A 21,374-nucleotide genomic window follows, 5' to 3' on the forward strand; every position below is an offset into this window, starting at 1 on the left:
TACCTTTAAAATACAATCACTCAAGCGCTCACGAGACGCTTTTTCCAATACGCAATTTGTCGAAGAACCTCTGAAGGCGCTGTTCCCCCAAAGCTTTTACGACTTTCAACAGATTTTTCAACGGTCAAAACATCAAAAAGTGTCGCATTGATATCAGGACAAATTGCTTGAAGTTCATCTAATGATAAATCATGAAGGCGACACTGTTTTTTTTCTGCCAATGCCACAGCACACCCTGTGATGTGATGTGCTTTGCGAAAAGGAATCCCTAAATTGCGTACAAGCCAATCCGCAAAATCTGTAGCTGTTGCATACCCTAAATCCGCTGCTTGTTTCATGGCTTTTTTATTCACTTTCAAATCAGCAATCATCCCTGTCATTGCTGCTAGTGATAATTCCAAACTCAAAGCCCCATCAAACACATATTCCTTATCTTCTTGCATATCCTTTGAATAAGCAAGCGGTAATCCTTTCATCACCGTTAACAATCCCATAAGTGCACCATTCAATCGACCTGCTTTCGCTCGTACTAACTCTGCCGCATCAGGATTTCTCTTTTGTGGCATAATGGAAGACCCTGTTGAAAAAGCATCTGATAAATGAATAAAACAAAACTGTTCACTTGACCAAAGAATTATTTCTTCTGCTAAACGTGAAAGATGTGTTGCACAAAGAGCGCCAGCGCTTAAAAATTCCAATGCAAAGTCACGATCTGAAACACTATCAATTGAATTGCGTGTAGGTTCGCGAAAGCCTAGCGCTTTTGCTGTCATAAAACGGTCAATTGGAAAGCCTGTCCCCGCTAAAGCAGCCGCCCCTAAAGGCGATTCATTCATTCGCTCAAGAGCATCACGCATCCGCGATAAATCTCGACCAAACATTTCAACATAAGCCATCATATAATGACTCAATGTTACGGGTTGAGCCAATTGTAAATGCGTAAAGCCTGGCATAAAGGTATCAACATGTTGTTCTGCGCGAATAAGTAATTGCTCTATCAATCCTTTTAAAGCTTGTGCTATCTTTTGCGTTGCTTCACGTACCCACAAGCGAAAATCAACAGCAACTTGATCATTGCGTGAACGCGCCGTATGCAAACGCCCAGCTACAGGACCTATCAATTCGCTCAGCCGCGCTTCAATATTCATATGAATATCTTCAAGCTTTCGTGAAAAAACAAATTTACCGTCTTCAATTTCTTGGCGAATAAGTTTCAAACCATGAACAATTTTTTCATAATCTGATTGTGAAATGATTTTCGTTTGCGCTAACATAGCCACATGAGAAAGAGAACCTTCAATATCTTGTCGATAAAGTTTTTGATCAAAATCAATAGAAGCATTAATTTCTTCCATAATTGCAGCAGGGCCTGCCGCAAACCGACCACCCCACATTTGGTTCTTTAACTTCTCATCTGTCATATTCTGAAAACACCCATCCAAAGGACAAAATTATGATTTTTCAAATTTTCATCAGCGAAAAAAACAATAAAAAAAGGCAACTCTCCCTTGCATTCTTTATCATTGCATTGAGTTTATACGCAACCATAAACTACGATACCAAAAGAGAGTTTTTTCTTTTCAATTTCATTTCAGCAGCACAAGCACAAGAAATAAATACTGATAAAGCACGAGCAGAAAAAATGATGGCGATACGAAAAGCAGCAAAAGGCTTTTTTAGCCACATACGATTTGCTGATACGCCCTCAGATATGAATAAACTCTCTTTCAAGGATATTCTAGGAAAAGAGCACACACTCAGCGAATTTATCGGAAAACCAATGCTGGTCAATCTATGGGCTATTTGGTGTGCACCTTGCCGCACAGAAATGCCTGAACTTGCGCAATTAAAACGTGAATTAGGTGGAGAAAACTTTGATGTCATAGCTATAAATATCGATAAAACTGCTTCTCCTGAAAAAATTCAGCAATTTTTACAGAATATTCATTCAGATAATTTGCTTTACTATCGCGATGAAACAATGGATATTTTCAACAATGTTAGAAAACAGGGGCTCGCTTTAGGACTCCCCATTACATTGCTCATTGATAAAGAGGGATATCTCATTGCTTCCTTCAATGGTGCAGCTCCATGGGCCAATGACGATGCCAAAGCACTTATAAAAGCAGTCATTAAAGAAGCCCTATAACTTTAATAACCGCGTCTTTTTAAACGTTGTATAACAAGATCCAGTGCTGACAAAAAAGCAGAACGGTCTTTACGAGAAAAAGGACGGGGACCACCTATTATACTGCCCTGTCCACGCAAATCTTCCATCAAATTGCGCATCGCCAAAGCCTGACCAATTGAATTTACATCAAAAATACGCCCCGTTGGCGAAAGACAAAAACCCCCAGCTTGCACAACCCGCGCTGCTAAAGGAATATCACTGGTAATAACGATACTTGCCTCATGCACATGTTCTACGATCCAATCATCAGCACCATTGAATTCACCAGCAACGACCACTCTTTCAATGAGTGCTTCATCTGGAAGGGACAAAGAACGATTTGCCACAACAAATGTCTTAAGCTGATAACGATTCATCACACGATAAACTTCATCTTTTACAGGACAAGCATCTGCATCAATCAACAAAGTGATAGCAGGCTTTATTGGGATAATCATACCTTGGCTTTCAAGCAATAATAAGCTCTTTCATTTATCTGAATGTTGCAAATCCTTGCGATAAAACATTATCGCCGCGTTTATTTCTCCTCCCAAAATAAAAATTGCACTCAATATGTAGAGAAAAATAATAGCAACCATAATAGATGCCAACCCTGCATAGGTAGAAATATAATCAAACATCGTTAAATATTGCGCAAAAGCGATAGAAGCCATAAACCATATAAACATTGTCACCACTATTCCTGGTAAAATATCTATAATTTTCCGCCGCCCTGCTGGAAGCCATTTATGAACAATCAAAAGACTGATAAACAAAATAACGATTGCAACTGTATAACGCCATACACGAATAACAGCAATATATTCAGTCATAAAAAAAGAATGATTTTGCATAATTTTGATCAACAAAGGCGCCAGAATCAATAAAAAACTAATCACAACAAGACCAACAGCTCCAAGGATTACAAAAAACAGACTTTGAAAACGACAAAATAACAAACTCCGTCGATCAGTAACACGGTAAGCTTTATTTAAAGCCGTACGCAAAGCCTCTATCCCATTAGAAGCAAAATAAGCCGTTCCAATGACAGAAAGCGTCAACACACCTCCTCGATGAATGGTTAAAACATTAACAATTTCCTGAGATAACGGCTCTGCAATAACATCAGGCAATAACTGCACCAGTGCTTTAATTTTCTGCGGTGTATAGGTAAAAGCACCTAGAAAACGAGCAAACGATGTTCCAAAAATAAAAAAAGGGAAAAATGCTAAAAGCCCCGATAGCGCAACATGGCTTGCAAAAGCACTCCCACTATCACGCCAATAATGACTTACTGCGTCACACAAAATACGATAGCTATACCAAAAGATATTTTTTAACAAAACTCAATACTTTCTGGTAAAACTCTTCCTCAGTCTATTTCAAGTTTTATAAAAATCATCAAAACTCTGCAAATAAACATTTTGCAATGTTGCAATATAACGGTCAATAATCAATACGGTCAAGCCCGACTTTATACCAAAACAAAAACAATAACCCACTCTATGAAGTTCTACAACGACTTCATTTTTTTGTTACTTCTACAGATCAGTAACCTCTTCTGTACATCATATGCCCTATAGAGAACTAAGCAAGATGATCGTGCACACATAAAACCTTTTGAAGTCATGGTTATCTATATCGGAGCAATCGCCACTCTTTTTTATTGCAATCTATGACTGAGTAGAGAAAAAACTTCTTATCGGTTTTTAGAAAAAACCAACGAAATTCAACAAAAACCTCTTGTTTTTACTCACCCTTTTTTAGAAACATTCTGACGCCCAAAATCAGGAGCATCAATTTCCTGTCCAGCATCAATAATATTGCGACGTACAGCACGCGTACGTGTAAAAAAGTTAAACAGTGTCTCACCATCTCCTAAATGAATTGCCCGTTCTAAAAAAGCAAGCCCCTCACTAAAACGGCTCAACATTTCTAAAATAGCATCCTTATTATGCAAACAAATATCCCGCCACATAACGGGATCAGAAGAGGCCAAACGCGTAAAATCACGAAAACCGGAAGCGGAATAAGCAATCACTTCCGAATTTGTTACTTTTTCTAAATCACTCGCTGTCCCAACAGTATTATACGCAATCAAATGGGGTAAATGTGAAACAATAGCCAAAACAAGATCATGATGCTTAGGTTCCATCTTTTCGACACGCGCACCACAAGCTTCCCAAAACGCTGTTAATCGTGCGACAGCAGCAGCATCGCTATCCGCAAAAGGCGTTAAAATACACCAACGATTCATAAATAAATCAGCAAAACCAGCATCCGGTCCTGAATATTCCGTTCCAGCAATTGGATGCCCTGGAATAAAATGAACCGTTTTGGGCAATAAAGGTGCCATTTCCGCAATAACCAACGCTTTCGTAGAACCAACATCACTCACAATCGCTCCAAGTTTTAAATGATCACGAATGGTTTTTGCCACTTCTGCACTAGCCCCAACAGGAACAGAAAGAATAACCAAATCTGCTCCTTCAACAGCTTTTGCATTATCTGTCGTATAAAAATCCCCAAGCTCCAATTCACGCGCTCTTTTCAGGGTTTCTGGACGACGTGTTGCAATAGAAATCTGAGCCGCAAGATTTTTCTTTTTAATCACTCTTGCTAAAGAAGACCCAATCAGACCGATCCCAATGAGTGCTATTTTTTCAAACTGAATATGGAGCATCTTTCACCTTCAAAGATTCTTTGCAAATGGCAATAAAGACAATTGTAAAATCACAATTTTCTTGTTTGTTTGTTCAAGAGTTATGCGTAAAACATTAAAAAATGACAACTAGGGAATAAAGAATAACGCAGTTTACCAATTATCACCTGCGCAAGCTGACAACAGATCACTTTACCTAGAAAACACATAAAAAATAAATGACGAGAAATCTAACATCACGCTCTAAACCTCCCTCTTAATTACTGATCAAAGCGCATCACCGAAACAAAATAAAATGCACTCTCAATTAGGATAACAACGACTCTACATAAAATCTCATCAGTTTACTTTATCTTACTAATTTACTCACAAAAAAACACATCAAAAGCGTAAGCGGACACTAACTCTTCTCCAATTATCCCGATACGTTCATTAATTTGTACATTAGACCTATATAAAAACGTATTACGCCTCCACCTACAACATCAACATGAGTTTCGCGAATATTGAAAACACCGTAAAACAACGCATACCAAAAGATACCATTAAAAACATTTTCCTCTCCCGATTCCGGATACCATAAATCAAATAAATATGAGAAAAACACGCCCTCTCAATAAAGAAAAAGTTTGATAACAAAAACACTGAACATCCCTTTAATGGAATCACAACCCTCGCGTAAAATAGAACGCCCTCAACAGAATAGATTTGGATTACAAATTCATGCGTTTGTTTTAAAAAGGCATCTCGCTCCCCAGCCTATCTCACGACAATGTTCGTAAATGTTATAACTATAAATCCATTAAGCACGACCCTCTTTACACTTAATAAAACACTATCATTATATTTTCCTGCCCCCAATGTTGCAAAAAACCTTGGAATTTGAGAGCATTCATAAGAGGCATTTTTAGTGCTTTCTTGTACAGTTTTTATCCACACGCCCCCCACTTATGACGTGCAAAAGACATTGTTCTGATTGATTTAATATGAAAAATAATAAATTATTAATAATAAACGATGACTAGCTCTGTTTATGAGACACATTCATTGCTAAGATAATCATCTCTGTATCAAACATAAAAGTTTCCCCATAGGTGCTGTGGTTTTCATCATAATCTATTTTGACTTTCTTCTCATCCCATGAAGATTCTTAATTCATACTGATCTGCAAACAATTCATTTTCTTGTCTAAAAGATTCCTCTGGCTCACTATTTTAAGTGATTCAATTAATCTATAATACATTGATTTATAAAAATAATACTTTTTTTCAATTTGAATCATAACTTCGAATACTGTAAAATTCTTCCATCACAAACCCTCTTATCAATTAAAATCTCTTGGCTACACGTCACAAGAAGACATGTGAGAAAAAATGATGAAAAACGCTCTCTAATGCTAAAAACTGTAGTAACATTAGAGGCTAGCAAAGTATATAATGAGTGTCGACTTGCGCTTTTATTAAGCATAAAGATAGAGTTGCTCTATGGATTTTATATTCTTCACAAGGAACTTTACTTCTACACCATTCATAAACACCGCCGCGAAATAGATATGACGCGCATTGAAAAATATTTCTAAGAAAGCGTATGAATCTACCATACAAGTGTCTTCTGTTGTTTGAGATACTCTGTTTTACATGGGGGTGTTACTCCATTAAGACTCTATGAACCAACCTAATATTCACCAAATACCCACACAAAAAAACATCGAACACATAAAATTTGATATGGGCCTCGTATCACTACCCTAAAAACAGTATTTTACGACACAACAAAATAATAAAACTGTTTCAAAATGGCCTTTTGAAAATAAACTATTTCTTTTGAAGAAAAATTTCTATCAAGCTTTCAAGCTCCTAAAATGCATCCTCAAAAATACAAGTTCCATCAACCTCTACTTGATAGCATAACAGTTTTAATTACTGAAAATGCCTCTGTGGTATACCAAAAATAAAAAATCATTATATTTCTAGGCTGTTAAGCTGCCATCTGGCGTCGTGCAATAATTGTAAGCCCTAACAAAACTTGACGAATGATAGCTTCGCTCAAAAGTGGATTTTTACGACTGTCTAAAACAGCACTCTGAATTCTTTCCATTGCATAAGAAATTTGTTCTAATTTCCAATATTTTAAAGCTTGTTCAACGACCTTTTTCCGTTGAAAAAAAATGGGAGGACGAGCTTCAGAAACCACCGTAAAAGACGATTTTCCTTCAACCTCTACCTGATAACGCAATAGCTGTAATTGCTGAAAATGCCTTTGAGCTGTACTCAAAATTAAAAAAAGTGCCCCCTGCACTGCTGCATGTCGGTTAAAATGCGCTTCAAAGCCTGATATATCGCCCAATAAAAGAGCATCAATGACTTCATCCTGAGAAAGAGCACTGACATCGCTTACAACAGCTTTCACATCTTCAAGAGTAATATGAACATTTGCAGCGTAAAGACAAAGCTTTTCTAATTCACCTCGTGATACAAGGCGATCCGCCCCTAAACATTCATGCAACCATCTACGTGCATCTAAAGAAAGAGTCTTCTTAAACTGTCCTAAAACCTCATCAATCAAACCGTCAAGAGAACGCATATCATCGGCAAAACAGGGCAAAGCCATCGCTTTTGATGCTGTTTCAACAGCATTGCGCAACCCTGTTCCTTTTTTTAAATCCCCTGCCTCAATGAGAATAAAACAAGCTTCTGGTGGCTTCTCAATTAAAAGTTTTAAGGCAGCAAGAAAACCTTTTTGGTTAGCAGCATTAGAGATCCATATCAAACGATCTCCCCCAAAAAGCGATAACGTACGCGCTTCATTTTCTAAACGTGCAGGATCTTTATCAATTTCAGCAGCATCCAAACGAATTGTCGAAAATGGATCTTCTATTGCTACCCGTGTAAGTTTTGCAAAACATTGTGCACGCTCACAAATAAGACCACGATCTGGCCCATAAATGAGAACAATAGGAAAAGCACGTGAAAAACGCATTAGAAACTGATCAACTTCATGTGCTTTTTTCTGAGCCACACTATTAATCCATTAACAGTTCATCATCATCAAGAACTTCCCCGCGAACTTTCTGAAACATGCCAATTAAATCATTGACATCCAAGCCCTTACGCTCTTCATGACAGACATCCAAAATCACTTTTCCACCATGCAACATCAAGGTGCGATCGCCATAATCAAGAGCCTGACGCATAGAATGAGTCACCATGATAGTCGTTAATTTTTTCTCTTCAACGATTTTTTCAGTCAACCGCATCACAAAATCAGCCATTCCAGGATCAAGCGCTGAGGTATGTTCATCAAGCAATAAAACATCCGCATGTGCTAATGTTGCCATCACAAGACAAACTGCTTGGCGTTGCCCACCTGATAAACTATCCATAGGATTATGAATATATGCTTCAAGACCAATGCCTAATTGAGCAATTTTCTCTCGAAAAAATTGCCGTTTCTCATAATTTAACGCCGCAAGCAAACCACGACGACTTCCTCGAAGAGCAGCAAGAGCCAAATTTTCTTCAATTGTTAAAGAACCACAACTTCCCTCTAACGAATCTTGAAAAACACAAGCAATTTTTCCAGCGCGTTCACTGACTGATTGCCTAGAAACATTTTGTCCATTGATAACCACTTTCCCTGTTGAAGGAAGCGTTGCACCCGCTAAAACACTGAGCAAAGTTGATTTACCAGCACCATTTGAACCAATAACCGTAACAAAACTACCCTGATCAATTTTCAGGTTAATATCAATTAAAGCCTGTTTTTCCAAAGGTGTTTGCGGTTTAAATGTGACCCCAACATGAAAAAACTCAATCACGTTTATGCCTCCTCCAATAGCGTGGCACAATAAGGGTTAAAATAACCAACAGTGAAGTAATCAACTGAAGATCTGTCGACGTATCAATACCAATGCCATTTGCTTCAAATGCAAATTGCACCGCCACACGATAAAGCACAGACCCTACAATACAGCTGATTATAATCCAAAAAATATTGCGCGTACGAACGAGAGTTTCACCGATAATCACGGCTGCCAATCCAAAAACAATTGTTCCAATTCCACCGGTAATATCTGTTGCAATCGCAGTTTGAATATAAAGAGAACCACCAAGTGCCACACACGCATTGGAAAGCCCCATTCCAAAATATATCAATGCTGATGTATGAACACCTTGCGCCGTCGCCATGCGTGGATTAGCTCCCATTGCACGCATAGCAAGACCAATTTCACTTTCCAAAAAGCGCCAAATCAAAAACGCCATAACGAGCAACACAATACCAACGAAAAGAGGACGCACAAAAATATCAGACAAACCAAACAGATTATAAAAGGGCGTTAACGCCGTATCAGCAAGAGCTAAATTAACATTAGACCCTCCCATAATTCCCATAATACGAAGATTAACCGTATAAAGTGCCGACATTGTTAAAATAGAAGCTAAAAGATTCAAAATGCCAAAACGCAAATTCAACATAGCTGTTAATAAACCAGCCACCATACCTGCACAAAAAGCGCATGCCATAGCTGTCCATGCATTGAAACCCAAGAGAATCAAAACACCACAGACACAGGATCCAAGAAGAAACGATCCATCAACCGTTAAATCAGGAAAATCTAAAACCCGAAATGAAAGATAAACCCCTATAGCAACAAACGCATAAATAAGGCCTAATTCCACAGCACCAGAAAACGCAAATATATTCATGTAAAGACAATCCCCATGAAAACTTAACGTATTTTTATTGTATCAACACTCTATCAATAAAAGTTATTGAATCACTTTTGTTGCACGGTCAATAACTGCCTGCGGAATAATAATCCCTGCTTTTTGGGCTGCTTTCAAATCAATTCGAATGTCATTATTAGCCGCCTGCACAACATCAATATCACCAGGCTTTTCACCCTTTAGAATACGCACAACCAATTTCCCAGCATCAACCCCTACATCATAGAAATTCACACCTTGCGTCATAAAAGGCCCGCGCCCGATAGTATTAGCATCAACAGTAAATACAGGCATATTGGCTTCCTCTGAGACCTTTATTGCACCTTCTAAAACAGATAAAATCGTATTATCAGCAGGAACAAAAATAATATCGACCTTACCGATTAAAGCGCGTGCTGCTGCCTGCACATCTGAAGGCTTTGGTGCCGATGAGGGAATAATTTCAATTCCAGCTTTTTTTGCTACATCCTTTAACGTTTTAAGTGTCGAAACAGAATTTGCCTCAGAAGCATTATAAAGATAACCAATTTTTTTCAAATCTGGTTTTACTTCTTGTAAAAGTCTAACACTTTCTGCAACATCTATACGATCCGAACTCCCTGTTACATTACCGCCAGGTTTGGTAAGCGAAGAAACTATTTTAGCTCCGATAGGATCAGAAATCGCTGCAAAGACGATAGGAATTGTTTTTGTTGCCGCAAACATCGTTTGTGCTGAAGGCGTGGTAATTGCTACAATAACATCGGGTTTATCACCAACAAATTTACGTGCAATTTGCGTTGCTGTTGAAATATTACCCTGCGCTGATAAAAAGGTAAGTTGAAAATTTTCACCTTGCTTATAACCATTTGCTGCAAGCACATCTTCCACACCTTTACGAACAGCATCCGCAGCAGGATGGACCATAATTTGCGTTATTGCAACTTTAACGTGTTTAACTTGGTCATCGGCCTTTGCAACACTGTTCATCATAAAAACAGTTGCAATGATAATCCCTAATATATTTATTCTCTTCAACATTATATTCCACCCCTCTCCATGCAAAAATTAAAAAAGGAATAATTTATTACTGAAGAATTTTCTAAAATCAATCTTTATTTCATTTTATTTAAACATGGACAAAATAAATCAAACTAAAATGATATTTTTTTGTTGCAATTCGTAGAAGCCTACGCCATACAGACAAGACATATATCGAATCGGTAAGCGGGTGTAGCTCAGGGGTAGAGCACAACCTTGCCAAGGTTGGGGTCGTGGGTTCGAATCCCATCGCCCGCTCCATTGAATTTTGTATTTATTCGTTCTTGTGTGGAGTTATAGCTTGTCATCGGTTGTTGTAGCTGTATGTATGTAGCTTTCCAGCAGGTTTTGTATAATTTGCCACTAGTGTAGCTTGCCAGCGGTTTTTGTATATTTTGCCACTAGGTTTTGTACCAATTTATTTTTTTCAAAGAGTTTTTAAGGGGTTCTCAAAGGGTCTTCAAAGACCTTTCAAAGATCATTTAAAGGTCTTTTATGTGTATTGTTTCTTTTTCTATATCGCAGTCGATGATGAAAAATCTCTCACGCTAATTGTAATTATTTTCAAACGAAATAACTGTTTTCACCTATTATTTAGAGTAAATTAAGTTTTTGGGATTTCTGGCACATCATTTGATAATCCTCTTTCTTGAACAAATTCTTATCCAGAATAATCTTCAATACAAAAATAAATTAATAACTTGGTTTATAAAGATAATTTATAATTATTCATATTGAGCAAGCGTCTAAAATATCATAGGATTATCTCATTTCAAATCTCTATACATTAAAATCACTCACAATCATCTGCTCATGCATAACAGGAAAAATTGAGGCATCAATAAAATTCACTTGAAGAAAGGAATAAAAACTCTTCTTCTGAACACTCTGAAATACCAAAGATTATCGCAAAATTGGGAGCTAAAATAGTATAGGGGAGTACCCCTTTCACCTTGAAAACGTAAAAATGGGAAGCATAATAGCTTTATACACTTCATAGAGGCTTTAGACCATTCACGAACGTTATTATAAAATGGATATGACACACTTTGAGAGAAATCTCTTTAAAATAGACATGTGAATTAACAATATAAATGCATTCTATTTTACATGAGGAGCATAACTTCAAATCAAGATAAGGTAACATAAAGTATTGAAACCATCATAGCGCACAATAAAATCAGACCATTTTAAATATTTAATGGTAGCCTCTGCTAAACAACAGAATGAAAATTCAATTTTGAAAAGATTAAACCATATGCTACAGGCCTATTGAAACTCCGATTGTGCAATCGACTACCTTCTCGCTAAAACTTAATCACTATAAATATAAAAACCTTAAAGTCCGCTCTAAATTCGTAAAAGTTTCTAGATCTTGCTGTATTAAATGTTGAAACTCCTCATGGCTACTCATCTGAAACGCCAATAATTTCATAAAGCAGTTCCATAAAAAAGGATAATGACGTTGTAATATCCGAAAAAAATTTACCACATCACCTGAAAGATCATTGATAATTCCATCAGGAAGTATCAATTTCTATTTAGAAAACCCCATCCATGCCGACAAAAACTATGTAAATGTTAGATATATAATAATTTTGATGACGATTTTGGCTCATCCTGTTTTGCCACCAATATAAGAAACAGCGAATATAGTGGATCCGCCAGTTTTAATATCCCCTTGTAAAAGGTTTTTCCCTCTACTCTTTTTGCTATCAAATCCTGATTTTACAATTCCTTGCTCTCTTTTTTATACTCAAAATTGCCTCTGAAACAGGATAGATTAATCGTAAAAAATATATAAAAGAAACAAATTATAACATTTTTTCTTATCCTTCTTAATACAAAATAACTGTTAAGCTACAATGCGCTAACACTTATCAGTCACAAGTCCAAAACATCATATAATGACGAAACAAATTCATAGAGTGAAGATTTTTCACTATCAACCGTTGTATTAATCTTTCCATAATGCATAAAAATGATGAAGCGGCCCTCGCCCTTTCCCTACTTTTAAAGCATCTGAGGCAGTTAAAGCGCCATGCAAATAATCTTTTGCTTGTTTAACAGCGCAATCCAAAGGTTGAGTAGGTAACAGAGCTGCAATGGCAGCAGAAATGGTACACCCTGTCCCATGATCATGAGTGGTTGAAAGACGAGAAGCTTCAAGTATAAAAAGGTTTTCACAATCACAATAAAGATCTGGGCTAGAACAATCGTAATTTTCTGTACTATTTTTGGTCAGCGTATTCAAATGTCCCCCTTTTAACAAAACTGCATGACACCCTAGCGCCAAGAGTCGTGGAGCATATTGATACATAGTCTCTAAAGACCATTGCACTTCACATCCCAATAACAATGCAGCTTCAGGCAAATTTGGCGTGATCAAAGTTGACATCGGCACAAGAACATCACGCATAATTTCAATTGCATTAGACTTTAAAAGAACATCACCACTTTTTGCAACCATAACCGGATCAAAAACAATGAAACGCGCTTTATGATAAGCAAGACGTTCTGCAATAACCTGTGCAATCTGAGCATTTGCAACCATACCAATTTTAACGGCATCAACATGAATATCCTCAAAAACAGAATCAATTTGATCTGCAACAAAAGAAGCATCTAATGCCTGAAAAGAACGCACACCCTGAGTATTTTGTGCAACAACAGCTGTAACCACACTCATACCATAAGTTTTCATAGCTGAAAAAACCTTCAAATCCGCCTGCATTCCAGCGCCACCAGAAGGATCTGTTCCCGCAATAGATAAAATCCGTGGAATAAAAAGTTTATCTTTTTGTAATTCCATCAACCTCTTTCCTTCTGTTTTTAAATATCGGAAAATGAGTTACCGAAAAATAGATGCTTGAAAAAATATAAAGAAGATGTTTTCTCACGTGAATTATATTATATACGAAATCTTCTTATAGATATAAAATGGAAAATGTAGTGCTTATCCTTCGTTCTATTCTTTTTACGTTCGCTTTTTATACATCAACTTTCATACAAATGATTCTTTACGCTCCCGTTTATTTTTTAATGCCCCGCAAAAAGGCATGGATTGTCCCTAAAACATGGGCGCGCGTTACACTCTTTTTGCAAAAATACATCGCAGGCACAAGTTATGAGATTGAAGGTTTAGAAAATCTTCCCAAAGGACCCTATATCATTGCTCCAAAGCATCAATCGGCTTGGGAAACTTTCAGTCTTGTTCCTTATTTTGATGATCCCACTCTCATTTTAAAACGTGAATTGATGTGGATTCCATTGTTTGGCTGGTATATGGCAAAAACGCAAATTATCCCCATTAACCGCACAACACCCATCAAAGCCTTAAAAATGATTATACAAAAAGCAAAAGAGAAAGTAAAACAAGGGCGCCAAATCTTGATTTTTCCCGAAGGAACACGCCGACAACCCGGTCAAGAACCAGATTATAAGTCAGGAATTGTCGCGCTCTATAATGAATTAGGACTTCAAGTTGTTCCTATTGCACATAATGCGGGTTTATATTGGCCACGCAATAATTTTCGCCGCTATCCCGGAACAATTCGTGTCCGTATTCTTCCCCCGATAGAGGCTGGTTTAAGCAAACGTGATTTTCTAGATCAACTTGTCCAAAAAACTGAAAAAGCGTGTGATGAACTGCTTCTCTTAGCAGCTCAAGACCCTACCCCTCCTCCTATGCCACCATACGCTGTTCAGAAACTTCAAAAACTAAATCAACATGAAACAATGCACTGATTGATAAGAATAATGCATAACTTTGTATATTGAGCGGAGTATAGGGAACAAAAATATAAGAAAGATACTTCAAACTTTCTAATTTAAAATTGTAAAACACTTGTACATGATAAGAAATGATCAATGTGTAAATTTTTTTGAAAAAGAATTCTTCCTCTCTTTAAAATCATTTAAATAACATACATCTCATTGATTTATAAGGATGTTTTAGCGTTATTCAACTTGAATGAGAACCCTGAACACCGTAAGATTTTCTCATTTCAAATCTATTCTAGGTTGAATCAATTAGAATCATTTTCTTACACATTACAAGCGGGGATATCTGTGTGAATAAAACGATACAAGAAAAGATTAAAATGCTTTTTACGAACCGTCTCAAGTGCCAAGGGCTATCCTAACAGGAGAGCAAGAAAAATGCATGATTATGCAGATTCATTCCTTTCTGAGAAATTCAATCCCTCCAAGAACCTGAAATCTTGTACAATCTTCATTATTTAAAAAGTATTTCTTGAGATACTTAAGTCATCAAACCAAATTCAAGGGGAAAATAAAAATGAGAATTGGTTTTTATCCCACAGACACAACGGATACAGCAATTAACCATCTTTCCTTCCTATCCTAGACTTAAATGCTTTGTGTGCTACATTAAAACAATTCTAAATAACGAATAAGAGGGAACTAGATTTAAATTAATGCGACGTCTCTTCTATAATTTATTTTTTTCTGTGATTTTGAGTTTATCCAGCGCTGTTGCTCTAGCGCAGCCTTTTATTTCTGTTGATGTTACAACGAGGCGTATCTTAAAACATAATCAAGCTTTTGAGCGTTGGTATCCTGCTTCCTTGACAAAATTAATGACCGCTTATGTTATTTTTCGTGCCATGAGCCGAGGGGAAGTTTCACCAAACAAACATATCACCATCAGCGAATACGCCGCAAAAGCTCCCTCATATCGTTCAGGCTATAAAGCTGGTTCTGTACTCACACTTGATACAGCCTTAAGTATCACCATGGTTAAATCTACCAATGATTTAGCCATTGCCATGAGTGAAGCTGTTGCGGGTTCACAGAAAGATTTTGTACGTAAAATGAATAGCGAAGCTAAACGTTTAGGCATGTTTGGCACCCATTTTGCGAACGCAAGTGGTTTACCAGATCCTCAAAACTACTCCACGGCACGCGATATTGCTCTTTTAGCCGTTCAAATACGTCGAGAATTTCCACAATATGCTCATTATTTTTCTATTCCAGCCATTGATTTTGGTAATAATCGAAAAATCCAACATAACTCAAACAACCTCATTGGCCGTTTTTATGGGATAGACGGTATGAAAACAGGCTTTATTTGTGCCTCTGGTTTTAATCTTGTTGCCTCAGCCACCCGCAATAAACGTACAATTATTGCTGTCATTCTAGGTGCTAACAACATAAGTGAAAGAGAAGAAAAAGCTGCACAACTTCTTGAAATAGGATTTTTGCACCAAGGAAGCCCCCAATTAACACTAGCAACATTAAAACCTTATGGGAGCAACATAACACAAGCCAACAATATGAGACAACAAACATGCACACCTGAAGCCATAAAAATGCATGCAAATTCATATGATGATCAAGGAAATATTATTCTCACCTCACCTTTTATCACTGCTCCACCTTCTTTTTCTCATCCTTTATCAGTACACCTCATTCGTACGCCACAAACACCTAAAATGACAGTAAAACCACTAAGAAAACCCTATATTCCGTATAAAAGGCACGCAAACCATTCTATAAAAAGCCATAAATCATAATCTACAATTAATTATAATACTTTGATTTATAATGATAATTAATTATTTTGTACCTTATGTCAAAACCACAAGTATTGTAAGATTCTCTCATTTCAAATCTGTATTTGTTGAATCAATAAAACCAGTCTCTTGCGCGCCACAAGGTGGATGAACATGTAGATAAAATAATTAAAACAAGGAATAAAAATCCTTCCTATAAGTCCTTTCAAGAACCAAGAATTATCATAACATTGACGCTAAAAGTGTATAATATACCCACGTGCACCTACCTTTATAAGCGTAAAGATAGTAGTACAATGGATTTCATGGGGGATTAACCATTATATCCCTCACGGACATCATTATAAATTGCTTAGACATACTGAGATATATTTTTTAAAAACAAAACTATGATTGATGATTAACATGAAAATAAAGCGCATCCCTCTCACGCTTATTACGGGTTTTTTAGGCTCTGGCAAAACAACTTTGCTCAACCGTATGCTACAAGACCCTCTTCTAACAGAATGTGCTGTTATCATCAATGAATTCGGCGAAATCAGTATTGACCACCTTCTGGTTGAAAAAACGACAGAAGGAATTATTGAGCTTGCCAATGGTTGCTTATGCTGTAATTTACGCAGTGATCTCATCGACACATTAATTGATTTAATAAATCGCGTTCAGACAGGACAGATCAAACAACTCCATCATATTATCATTGAAACCACAGGGATGGCTGATCCCGCCCCTATTTTACAAATACTTTTAAGCCACCCATTGTTTATTCAAACATTGTCCATAAATGCTGTTCTTGCAACATTTGATACATTAAGTCCACTTTCCATATGTAAGCGCTATCCTGAAATATATAAACAATTAATATTTGCTGATAAAATCATTCTCACCAAAACAGATCTTAGAGACCCACAAACGCTTTCAGATGCACTCCTTAGCACACTTAAAACAATGAATCCTACAGCACAAATCATTGACGCCCATTCTAAAGATTTCTGTTCAAATCTATTAATAAATAACACATTATGGGATGAAAAAGTAGAAAATACAAAACTTAAACAAAATCTTACGACTACCCCACATGATCATACCCCCCATAAAACCATTCGTACCTTTTCACTAAACTGTGAGGGTCCTGTTGATTACGCCACAATTGAAGCTTTTTTAGATCTCCTACAAGAGCGTTATGGTACAAAATTATTACGTATTAAAGCAATTATCGCATTGCGTGATGACCCTTATCGCCCACTTGTATTACATGGCGTACAAACATTTTTTCATCCTCCCATAAGATTGCCGGCATGGCCAAAAGGAATAAAACAAACACGTTTTGTCATCATTGCCGATGGTGTTGAAAAAGACGCAATACAAAAGCTCCTCAATGCTTTTTTTAATAAACCAGCAATAGATACTGCAGACAAAACAGCTCTCTTAGAAAATCCTCTGGTCATTCCAGGAATAAAATTTTAATTTTTTCTCCCCTTCAATGATATAATATTAAATTCATTGGCACCACCATCTTTATGCTTTTAAAGAAGCAAACCGGCACCATTACACACTTTGCTAATTCCCAATGTTGAAACAAGCCCTTGGTATTTTAGACGGTTTGTAAAAAGCATTTTAGTCTTTCTTGCACAGTTTCACCCACGCGGTTATCCCTGCTTGTAACGTGCAAGAAAATGGTTTTAATTTATTCAACATGGAACGGCTTTGAAATGAGAGAATCTTACGGTATTCAGGGTTCTAATTTAACTTGAATAACACTAAATTATCATTATAAATAAAATTGTTATGATAAAAAATTTAATATCCATCAATCTGCAAACAGATTGTTTTCTCTCTAAATGCGCTTCATCTGCAAACCACTTCATGTGATTCATTTCACAGACAGATTGACCAAATTCTTGGTTCTAAAATATTCTGCTCAACTCTATATTTATTCAAGCTAATTGAAATCAAAATCCCTGTTAAGAAAAAAACCAAAATCAGACAGAGGCAATATCGCATTTTAAAATATGTGAATGTATTTTATATAACAGCACGACAAGACAATATTTTACAGCATAAAAGAATAAAACTCTTTGAAAGAAATAAAAAGAGAGGTGCATTTTATGTTAACTTACTCTTCACTAAAAACGAAGATTGACACCAGTGCCGATGTGCAAACAATCCAACTTCTTTGAGAAAATTCCTCTTGGCTTCCCACTTCATATGATTTACTTACATTAAGGCTCTATGAAAAAACTCTGCACTTTAAGACTATTGACCACTCACTTAAACACCTTGTGTGCAAAGTTTTTGCATATCCTGTATCGCCATTATTAAGTGATAGTGTTTACGGTGCTGTAAGATACAATAACACTTACTGCATTAGAGAAACTGAAGTTTTATCAGTATCGCGATTAAAAACGTAACGTTTTTCATAAACCTCAACAGTTGGAGGTTGACGATTTTTTTCAAAAAAATCATAACCTTTCTTAAGCATAACCCAGAATTGATAATGAGGATTCTTGCTATGACGTGACATATTAACCTCGGTCATGCGGAAAGGAAAAGCCTGCAACTGAAACTCTCTTTGTCCTCCTTTAAAAGCATCCCGTGCAAACGCATAAATCTGAGCCATGTTCTTATCACTCATAGAATAACAACCTGCGGAAAAGCAAGAACCATGCACCATAAGATTGCTTCCTGTGCGACCATTTTCCTGATCATAAAGGTTAGGAAATCCTATATTAAAAGAGAGATAATATTTTGAATAAGGATTCATTTGGTTTGCGCTAATAGTATAAAAACCCTCTGGTGTCTGAAGATCCCCTTCTTTATATTTAGGTCCAAGCTTACCAGACCATTTGCAAATGCCATAGCGAGCAACCAAGATAAAAGGTCCTGAACGAGATTGCTTCCAAACTTCAGCAAGATTTTCTTCCTTAAAAAACCGCATCATAATCGGTGCATAGGGATCTATATCATACAGAACCATTCTATTTTTGATTTCTTGCGGCAACGGCTGTTCAACTTTAGCGCGAATAGAGGCTGGTAATCTTCCTTCACATGCTGCCAATAGTCCCATTACAAACAACACACACACAGCGAGAAATCTGCTAAATGTCATCGAATAAAACTCCAATCCAACACCCCTCACAAAAAATAACCTATGTTAGAGACCGACCAATTTGAAGGTATTTTTCCCTTCGCTCTTGTTTAAGCACTTGACCATCTTTTCCAGCCATAGCTTTTAAAGCCTCTGAAATAACATCACCCGTTGCATCAATGACAATCTCTTTGCCACGATGCGCTCCCCCTAAAGGTTCCGAAATAATGCCATCAATAATCTTTAAGCGATACAAATCTTGAGCGGTAATACGCATATTCATTGCAGCATCTTTTGCACGAGCTGGATCACGCCATAAGATAGAAGCTGCTCCTTCTGGTGAAATAACAGAGTAAATTGCGTGCTCCAACATATAAACTTTGTTGGCAGCCGCGATTGCTATCGCCCCTCCAGAACCGCCTTCTCCAATAACAACGGAAACCACAGGAACTTTCAAACGCAAAGTTGTAGCTGTTGATTGAGCAATTGCTTCCGCTTGCCCACGTTCTTCAGCGCTTACCCCAGGATAAGCACCTGCTGTATCAATAAAAGTAAGGAGGGGCAAACCAAAGCGGTCAGCCATTTCCATAATACGTACAGCTTTACGATAGCCTTCTGGACGTGCAGAACCAAAATTATAGCGCAAACGTGTTTGCGTATCGTGACCTTTCTCTTGACCAATATAAGCAACGGCCTCACCTTTAAAGCGTGCAAACCCCGCTTGAATAGCCTCATCTTCAGCAAACTTGCGATCTCCGGCCAAAGGCGTAACGTCACTCAATAGGCGTTTAGAATAGTCCATAAAATGGGGACGATCCGGATGACGAGCGACTTGTGTTTTTTGCCACGGCGATAATTTTTTATAAATATCGCGCAACGCTGTTTGGGAACGCGTTTCAAGGCGAGCAATCTCATCGCTCATATCAAGACTGCCTTTTTCCTGAGAAATTTTTTTTAATTCAAGAATTTTCCCATCAAGATCAGCAACTGGTTTTTCAAAATCAAGATAATTATACATTTGTGTCAACTCATTCAGTGTCACTTATACACTTATAATTTGCTTTATAAAGTCTTTTTCAAAAACATCACCTTTTCTTTAACGAGCCTTTTGCTCATCGGCAAGTGGATGATGCTCATTGACTAAACGATAAAGTCCCTCTTCCAACACATGGGTATAAATCTGAGTAGTAGCAATATCAGAGTGACCTAACAAATGTTGAACGGCACGCAAATCAGCACCATTTTGCAAAAGATGACTAGCAAAAGCATGACGCAACACATGGGGAGAAAAGCTATCACTTTCTATTCCTGCTCTTCTAGCGAGATTTTTCAACTCCCGCGCAACGACTTGACGAGCAATATATCCTGTCTCGGAATGCGCGGGAAAAAGATAAGAACTCGTAGCATCCTTTCCCTGATCACGCAAGTTTAACCACTGTGAAAGAACTTGGCATGCTTTTTTTGATAACAGCACCATTCGTTCTTTTTTGCCCTTACCACGAACCAAAACGCTGTACTCCTTCCTTCGAACAGACTGAACCGGCAGACTCACCAACTCACTGATGCGTAATCCCGTTGCATACAGCATTTCAATCAATAGCTGAAGACGCAGTGCACGGAAATAACCTTTGGACCCATAATCTGCTTGATTGACTTCTAACTGTGCCAAATCAAGCAATTTTATCACTGCATCTTCACTCATGATTTTGGGCAAAGGACGCCCCTGACGAGGTGCATCAATATCATGAGAGGGATCATCTGCTCTCAACCCTTCAGCATAAAGAAATTGATAAAACTGTCGCAAAGTCGATAAACGGCGCGCTTGCGACGATGCCGCAAAACCAAAAGTATGCATAAGCGACAAAAGGGTAATTAAATCTTCTTTTTGTGCTGAAAAAAGCGAAACAGAGTGTGAAGACAATTCGTCTTGTGCCCACTGCAAATCATGCTGATAAGCCGCAAGTGTATGAGGTGAAGCCCCTCTCTCCGCGCTCATCATCTCAAGAAAATGATCTATCACAGCACCACTTTTCATTTCATTGATTCACTTCCGTAGAAAGATTCCATGAATCCAAGGGAACATCAATGTACATATCCACAGTTACTGGTTCAAACCAAACCACAAGAGCACCCATTATAATGAAAAGAACAGAAAACAAAATGAAAAGAA

16 protein-coding genes and 1 tRNA gene are annotated in these 21,374 nt (G+C 37.4%); 5 read left to right on the forward strand and 12 right to left on the reverse strand.

Annotated features, from left to right (window positions below; genetic code table 11):
* Positions 1–20: 20 nt before the first annotated feature.
* Positions 21–1,421: an argininosuccinate lyase gene (gene argH / locus ACFINI_RS00230; protein ID WP_375645309.1), complete on the reverse strand. Its 1,401-nt coding sequence runs from the start codon at positions 1,419–1,421 to the stop codon at positions 21–23.
* Positions 1,422–1,453: 32 nt separating this feature from the next.
* On the opposite strand from argH, the gene ACFINI_RS00235 reads away from it, so the two are divergent.
* Entirely contained in the window at positions 1,454–2,149 is a 696-nt protein-coding gene (locus ACFINI_RS00235) for a TlpA disulfide reductase family protein (protein WP_375645314.1), read from the forward strand.
* 2 nt (positions 2,150–2,151) lie between these two features.
* Here ACFINI_RS00235 and ACFINI_RS00240 read toward each other — a convergent pair whose 3' ends face one another.
* From ACFINI_RS00240 to ACFINI_RS00270, 7 genes are all read right to left on the reverse strand, one after another.
* Positions 2,152–2,628: a YaiI/YqxD family protein gene (locus ACFINI_RS00240; RefSeq protein ID WP_375612882.1), complete on the reverse strand. Its 477-nt coding sequence runs from the start codon at positions 2,626–2,628 to the stop codon at positions 2,152–2,154.
* A 30-nt stretch (positions 2,629–2,658) separates the two neighbouring features.
* Entirely contained in the window at positions 2,659–3,513 is an 855-nt protein-coding gene (locus ACFINI_RS00245) for a YihY/virulence factor BrkB family protein (protein WP_375645317.1), read from the reverse strand.
* Between the two features lie 410 nt (positions 3,514–3,923).
* The gene (locus ACFINI_RS00250) at positions 3,924–4,853 is read right to left on the reverse strand and encodes a prephenate/arogenate dehydrogenase family protein (RefSeq protein ID WP_375645320.1); all 930 of its coding nucleotides are present in this window, start codon (positions 4,851–4,853) and stop codon (positions 3,924–3,926) included.
* Positions 4,854–6,809: 1,956 nt separating this feature from the next.
* Positions 6,810–7,850, reverse strand: a complete 1,041-nt coding sequence (gene holA, locus ACFINI_RS00255) for a DNA polymerase III subunit delta (protein WP_375612211.1) — start codon at positions 7,848–7,850, stop codon at positions 6,810–6,812.
* A gap of 4 nt (positions 7,851–7,854) precedes the next feature.
* Complete coding sequence (locus ACFINI_RS00260; RefSeq protein ID WP_375645323.1) at positions 7,855–8,649, reverse strand: ABC transporter ATP-binding protein; 795 nt, start codon at positions 8,647–8,649, stop codon at positions 7,855–7,857.
* Entirely contained in the window at positions 8,642–9,538 is an 897-nt protein-coding gene (locus ACFINI_RS00265) for an ABC transporter permease (protein ID WP_375645326.1), read from the reverse strand. Before ACFINI_RS00265 ends, ACFINI_RS00260 begins: the two co-directional genes overlap by 8 nt.
* Positions 9,539–9,601: 63 nt before the next feature.
* Positions 9,602–10,579, reverse strand: coding sequence for an ABC transporter substrate-binding protein (locus ACFINI_RS00270; RefSeq protein WP_375645329.1), 978 nt, complete (start codon positions 10,577–10,579; stop codon positions 9,602–9,604).
* 186 nt (positions 10,580–10,765) lie between these two features.
* Here ACFINI_RS00270 and ACFINI_RS00275 point away from each other — a divergent pair.
* A tRNA-Gly gene (locus tag ACFINI_RS00275) sits at positions 10,766–10,840 on the forward strand.
* A 1,696-nt stretch (positions 10,841–12,536) separates the two neighbouring features.
* Here the strand turns inward: ACFINI_RS00275 and thiD are convergent.
* Positions 12,537–13,391, reverse strand: coding sequence for a bifunctional hydroxymethylpyrimidine kinase/phosphomethylpyrimidine kinase (gene thiD, locus ACFINI_RS00280; protein ID WP_375645332.1), 855 nt, complete (start codon positions 13,389–13,391; stop codon positions 12,537–12,539).
* Positions 13,392–13,519: 128 nt separating this feature from the next.
* Between thiD and ACFINI_RS00285 the strand changes: the two genes are divergently transcribed.
* The 3 genes from ACFINI_RS00285 (at position 13,520) to ACFINI_RS00295 (ending at position 17,583) form a co-directional block, all read left to right on the forward strand.
* Positions 13,520–14,326, forward strand: coding sequence for a lysophospholipid acyltransferase family protein (locus tag ACFINI_RS00285; RefSeq protein ID WP_375611308.1), 807 nt, complete (start codon positions 13,520–13,522; stop codon positions 14,324–14,326).
* A gap of 692 nt (positions 14,327–15,018) precedes the next feature.
* Positions 15,019–16,116, forward strand: a complete 1,098-nt coding sequence (locus ACFINI_RS00290; protein WP_375611309.1) for a D-alanyl-D-alanine carboxypeptidase family protein — start codon at positions 15,019–15,021, stop codon at positions 16,114–16,116.
* A gap of 405 nt (positions 16,117–16,521) precedes the next feature.
* Positions 16,522–17,583: a CobW family GTP-binding protein gene (locus ACFINI_RS00295; protein ID WP_375611310.1), complete on the forward strand. Its 1,062-nt coding sequence runs from the start codon at positions 16,522–16,524 to the stop codon at positions 17,581–17,583.
* Positions 17,584–18,475: 892 nt separating this feature from the next.
* On the opposite strand, the gene ACFINI_RS00300 is transcribed toward ACFINI_RS00295, so the two are convergent.
* The 3 genes from ACFINI_RS00300 to ACFINI_RS00310 all read right to left on the reverse strand — a co-directional run bounded on the left by ACFINI_RS00300 (position 18,476) and on the right by ACFINI_RS00310 (position 21,239).
* Entirely contained in the window at positions 18,476–19,225 is a 750-nt protein-coding gene (locus ACFINI_RS00300; protein WP_375620918.1) for a L,D-transpeptidase family protein, read from the reverse strand.
* A 40-nt stretch (positions 19,226–19,265) separates the two neighbouring features.
* Entirely contained in the window at positions 19,266–20,222 is a 957-nt protein-coding gene (locus ACFINI_RS00305) for an acetyl-CoA carboxylase carboxyltransferase subunit alpha (RefSeq protein ID WP_375611312.1), read from the reverse strand.
* A gap of 78 nt (positions 20,223–20,300) precedes the next feature.
* A complete protein-coding gene (locus ACFINI_RS00310; RefSeq protein ID WP_375645336.1) occupies positions 20,301–21,239 on the reverse strand; it encodes a site-specific tyrosine recombinase XerD in 939 nt (312 codons plus the stop codon).
* Positions 21,240–21,374 lie beyond the last annotated feature (135 nt).

The sequence above is a fragment of the Bartonella sp. AA56HLJMS genome (genome assembly GCF_042197145.1).
Lineage (GTDB): Bacteria > Pseudomonadota > Alphaproteobacteria > Rhizobiales > Rhizobiaceae > Bartonella.

Excerpts from the sequence above, each read along its gene's own strand:
- argH (WP_375645309.1), bottom strand. The coding sequence starts at position 1,421 with ATGACAGATGAGAAGTTAAAGAACCAAATGTGGGGTGGTCGGTTTGCG.
- ACFINI_RS00235 (WP_375645314.1), top strand. The coding sequence starts at position 1,454 with ATGATTTTTCAAATTTTCATCAGCGAAAAAAACAATAAAAAAAGGCAA.
- ACFINI_RS00240 (WP_375612882.1), bottom strand. The coding sequence starts at position 2,628 with ATGATTATCCCAATAAAGCCTGCTATCACTTTGTTGATTGATGCAGAT.
- ACFINI_RS00250 (WP_375645320.1), bottom strand. The coding sequence starts at position 4,853 with ATGCTCCATATTCAGTTTGAAAAAATAGCACTCATTGGGATCGGTCTG.
- ACFINI_RS00265 (WP_375645326.1), bottom strand. The coding sequence starts at position 9,538 with ATGAATATATTTGCGTTTTCTGGTGCTGTGGAATTAGGCCTTATTTAT.
- ACFINI_RS00270 (WP_375645329.1), bottom strand. The coding sequence starts at position 10,579 with ATGTTGAAGAGAATAAATATATTAGGGATTATCATTGCAACTGTTTTT.
- thiD (WP_375645332.1), bottom strand. The coding sequence starts at position 13,391 with ATGGAATTACAAAAAGATAAACTTTTTATTCCACGGATTTTATCTATT.
- ACFINI_RS00285 (WP_375611308.1), top strand. The coding sequence starts at position 13,520 with ATGGAAAATGTAGTGCTTATCCTTCGTTCTATTCTTTTTACGTTCGCT.
- ACFINI_RS00290 (WP_375611309.1), top strand. The coding sequence starts at position 15,019 with ATGCGACGTCTCTTCTATAATTTATTTTTTTCTGTGATTTTGAGTTTA.
- ACFINI_RS00295 (WP_375611310.1), top strand. The coding sequence starts at position 16,522 with ATGAAAATAAAGCGCATCCCTCTCACGCTTATTACGGGTTTTTTAGGC.
- ACFINI_RS00300 (WP_375620918.1), bottom strand. The coding sequence starts at position 19,225 with ATGACATTTAGCAGATTTCTCGCTGTGTGTGTGTTGTTTGTAATGGGA.
- ACFINI_RS00305 (WP_375611312.1), bottom strand. The coding sequence starts at position 20,222 with ATGTATAATTATCTTGATTTTGAAAAACCAGTTGCTGATCTTGATGGG.
- ACFINI_RS00310 (WP_375645336.1), bottom strand. The coding sequence starts at position 21,239 with ATGAAAAGTGGTGCTGTGATAGATCATTTTCTTGAGATGATGAGCGCG.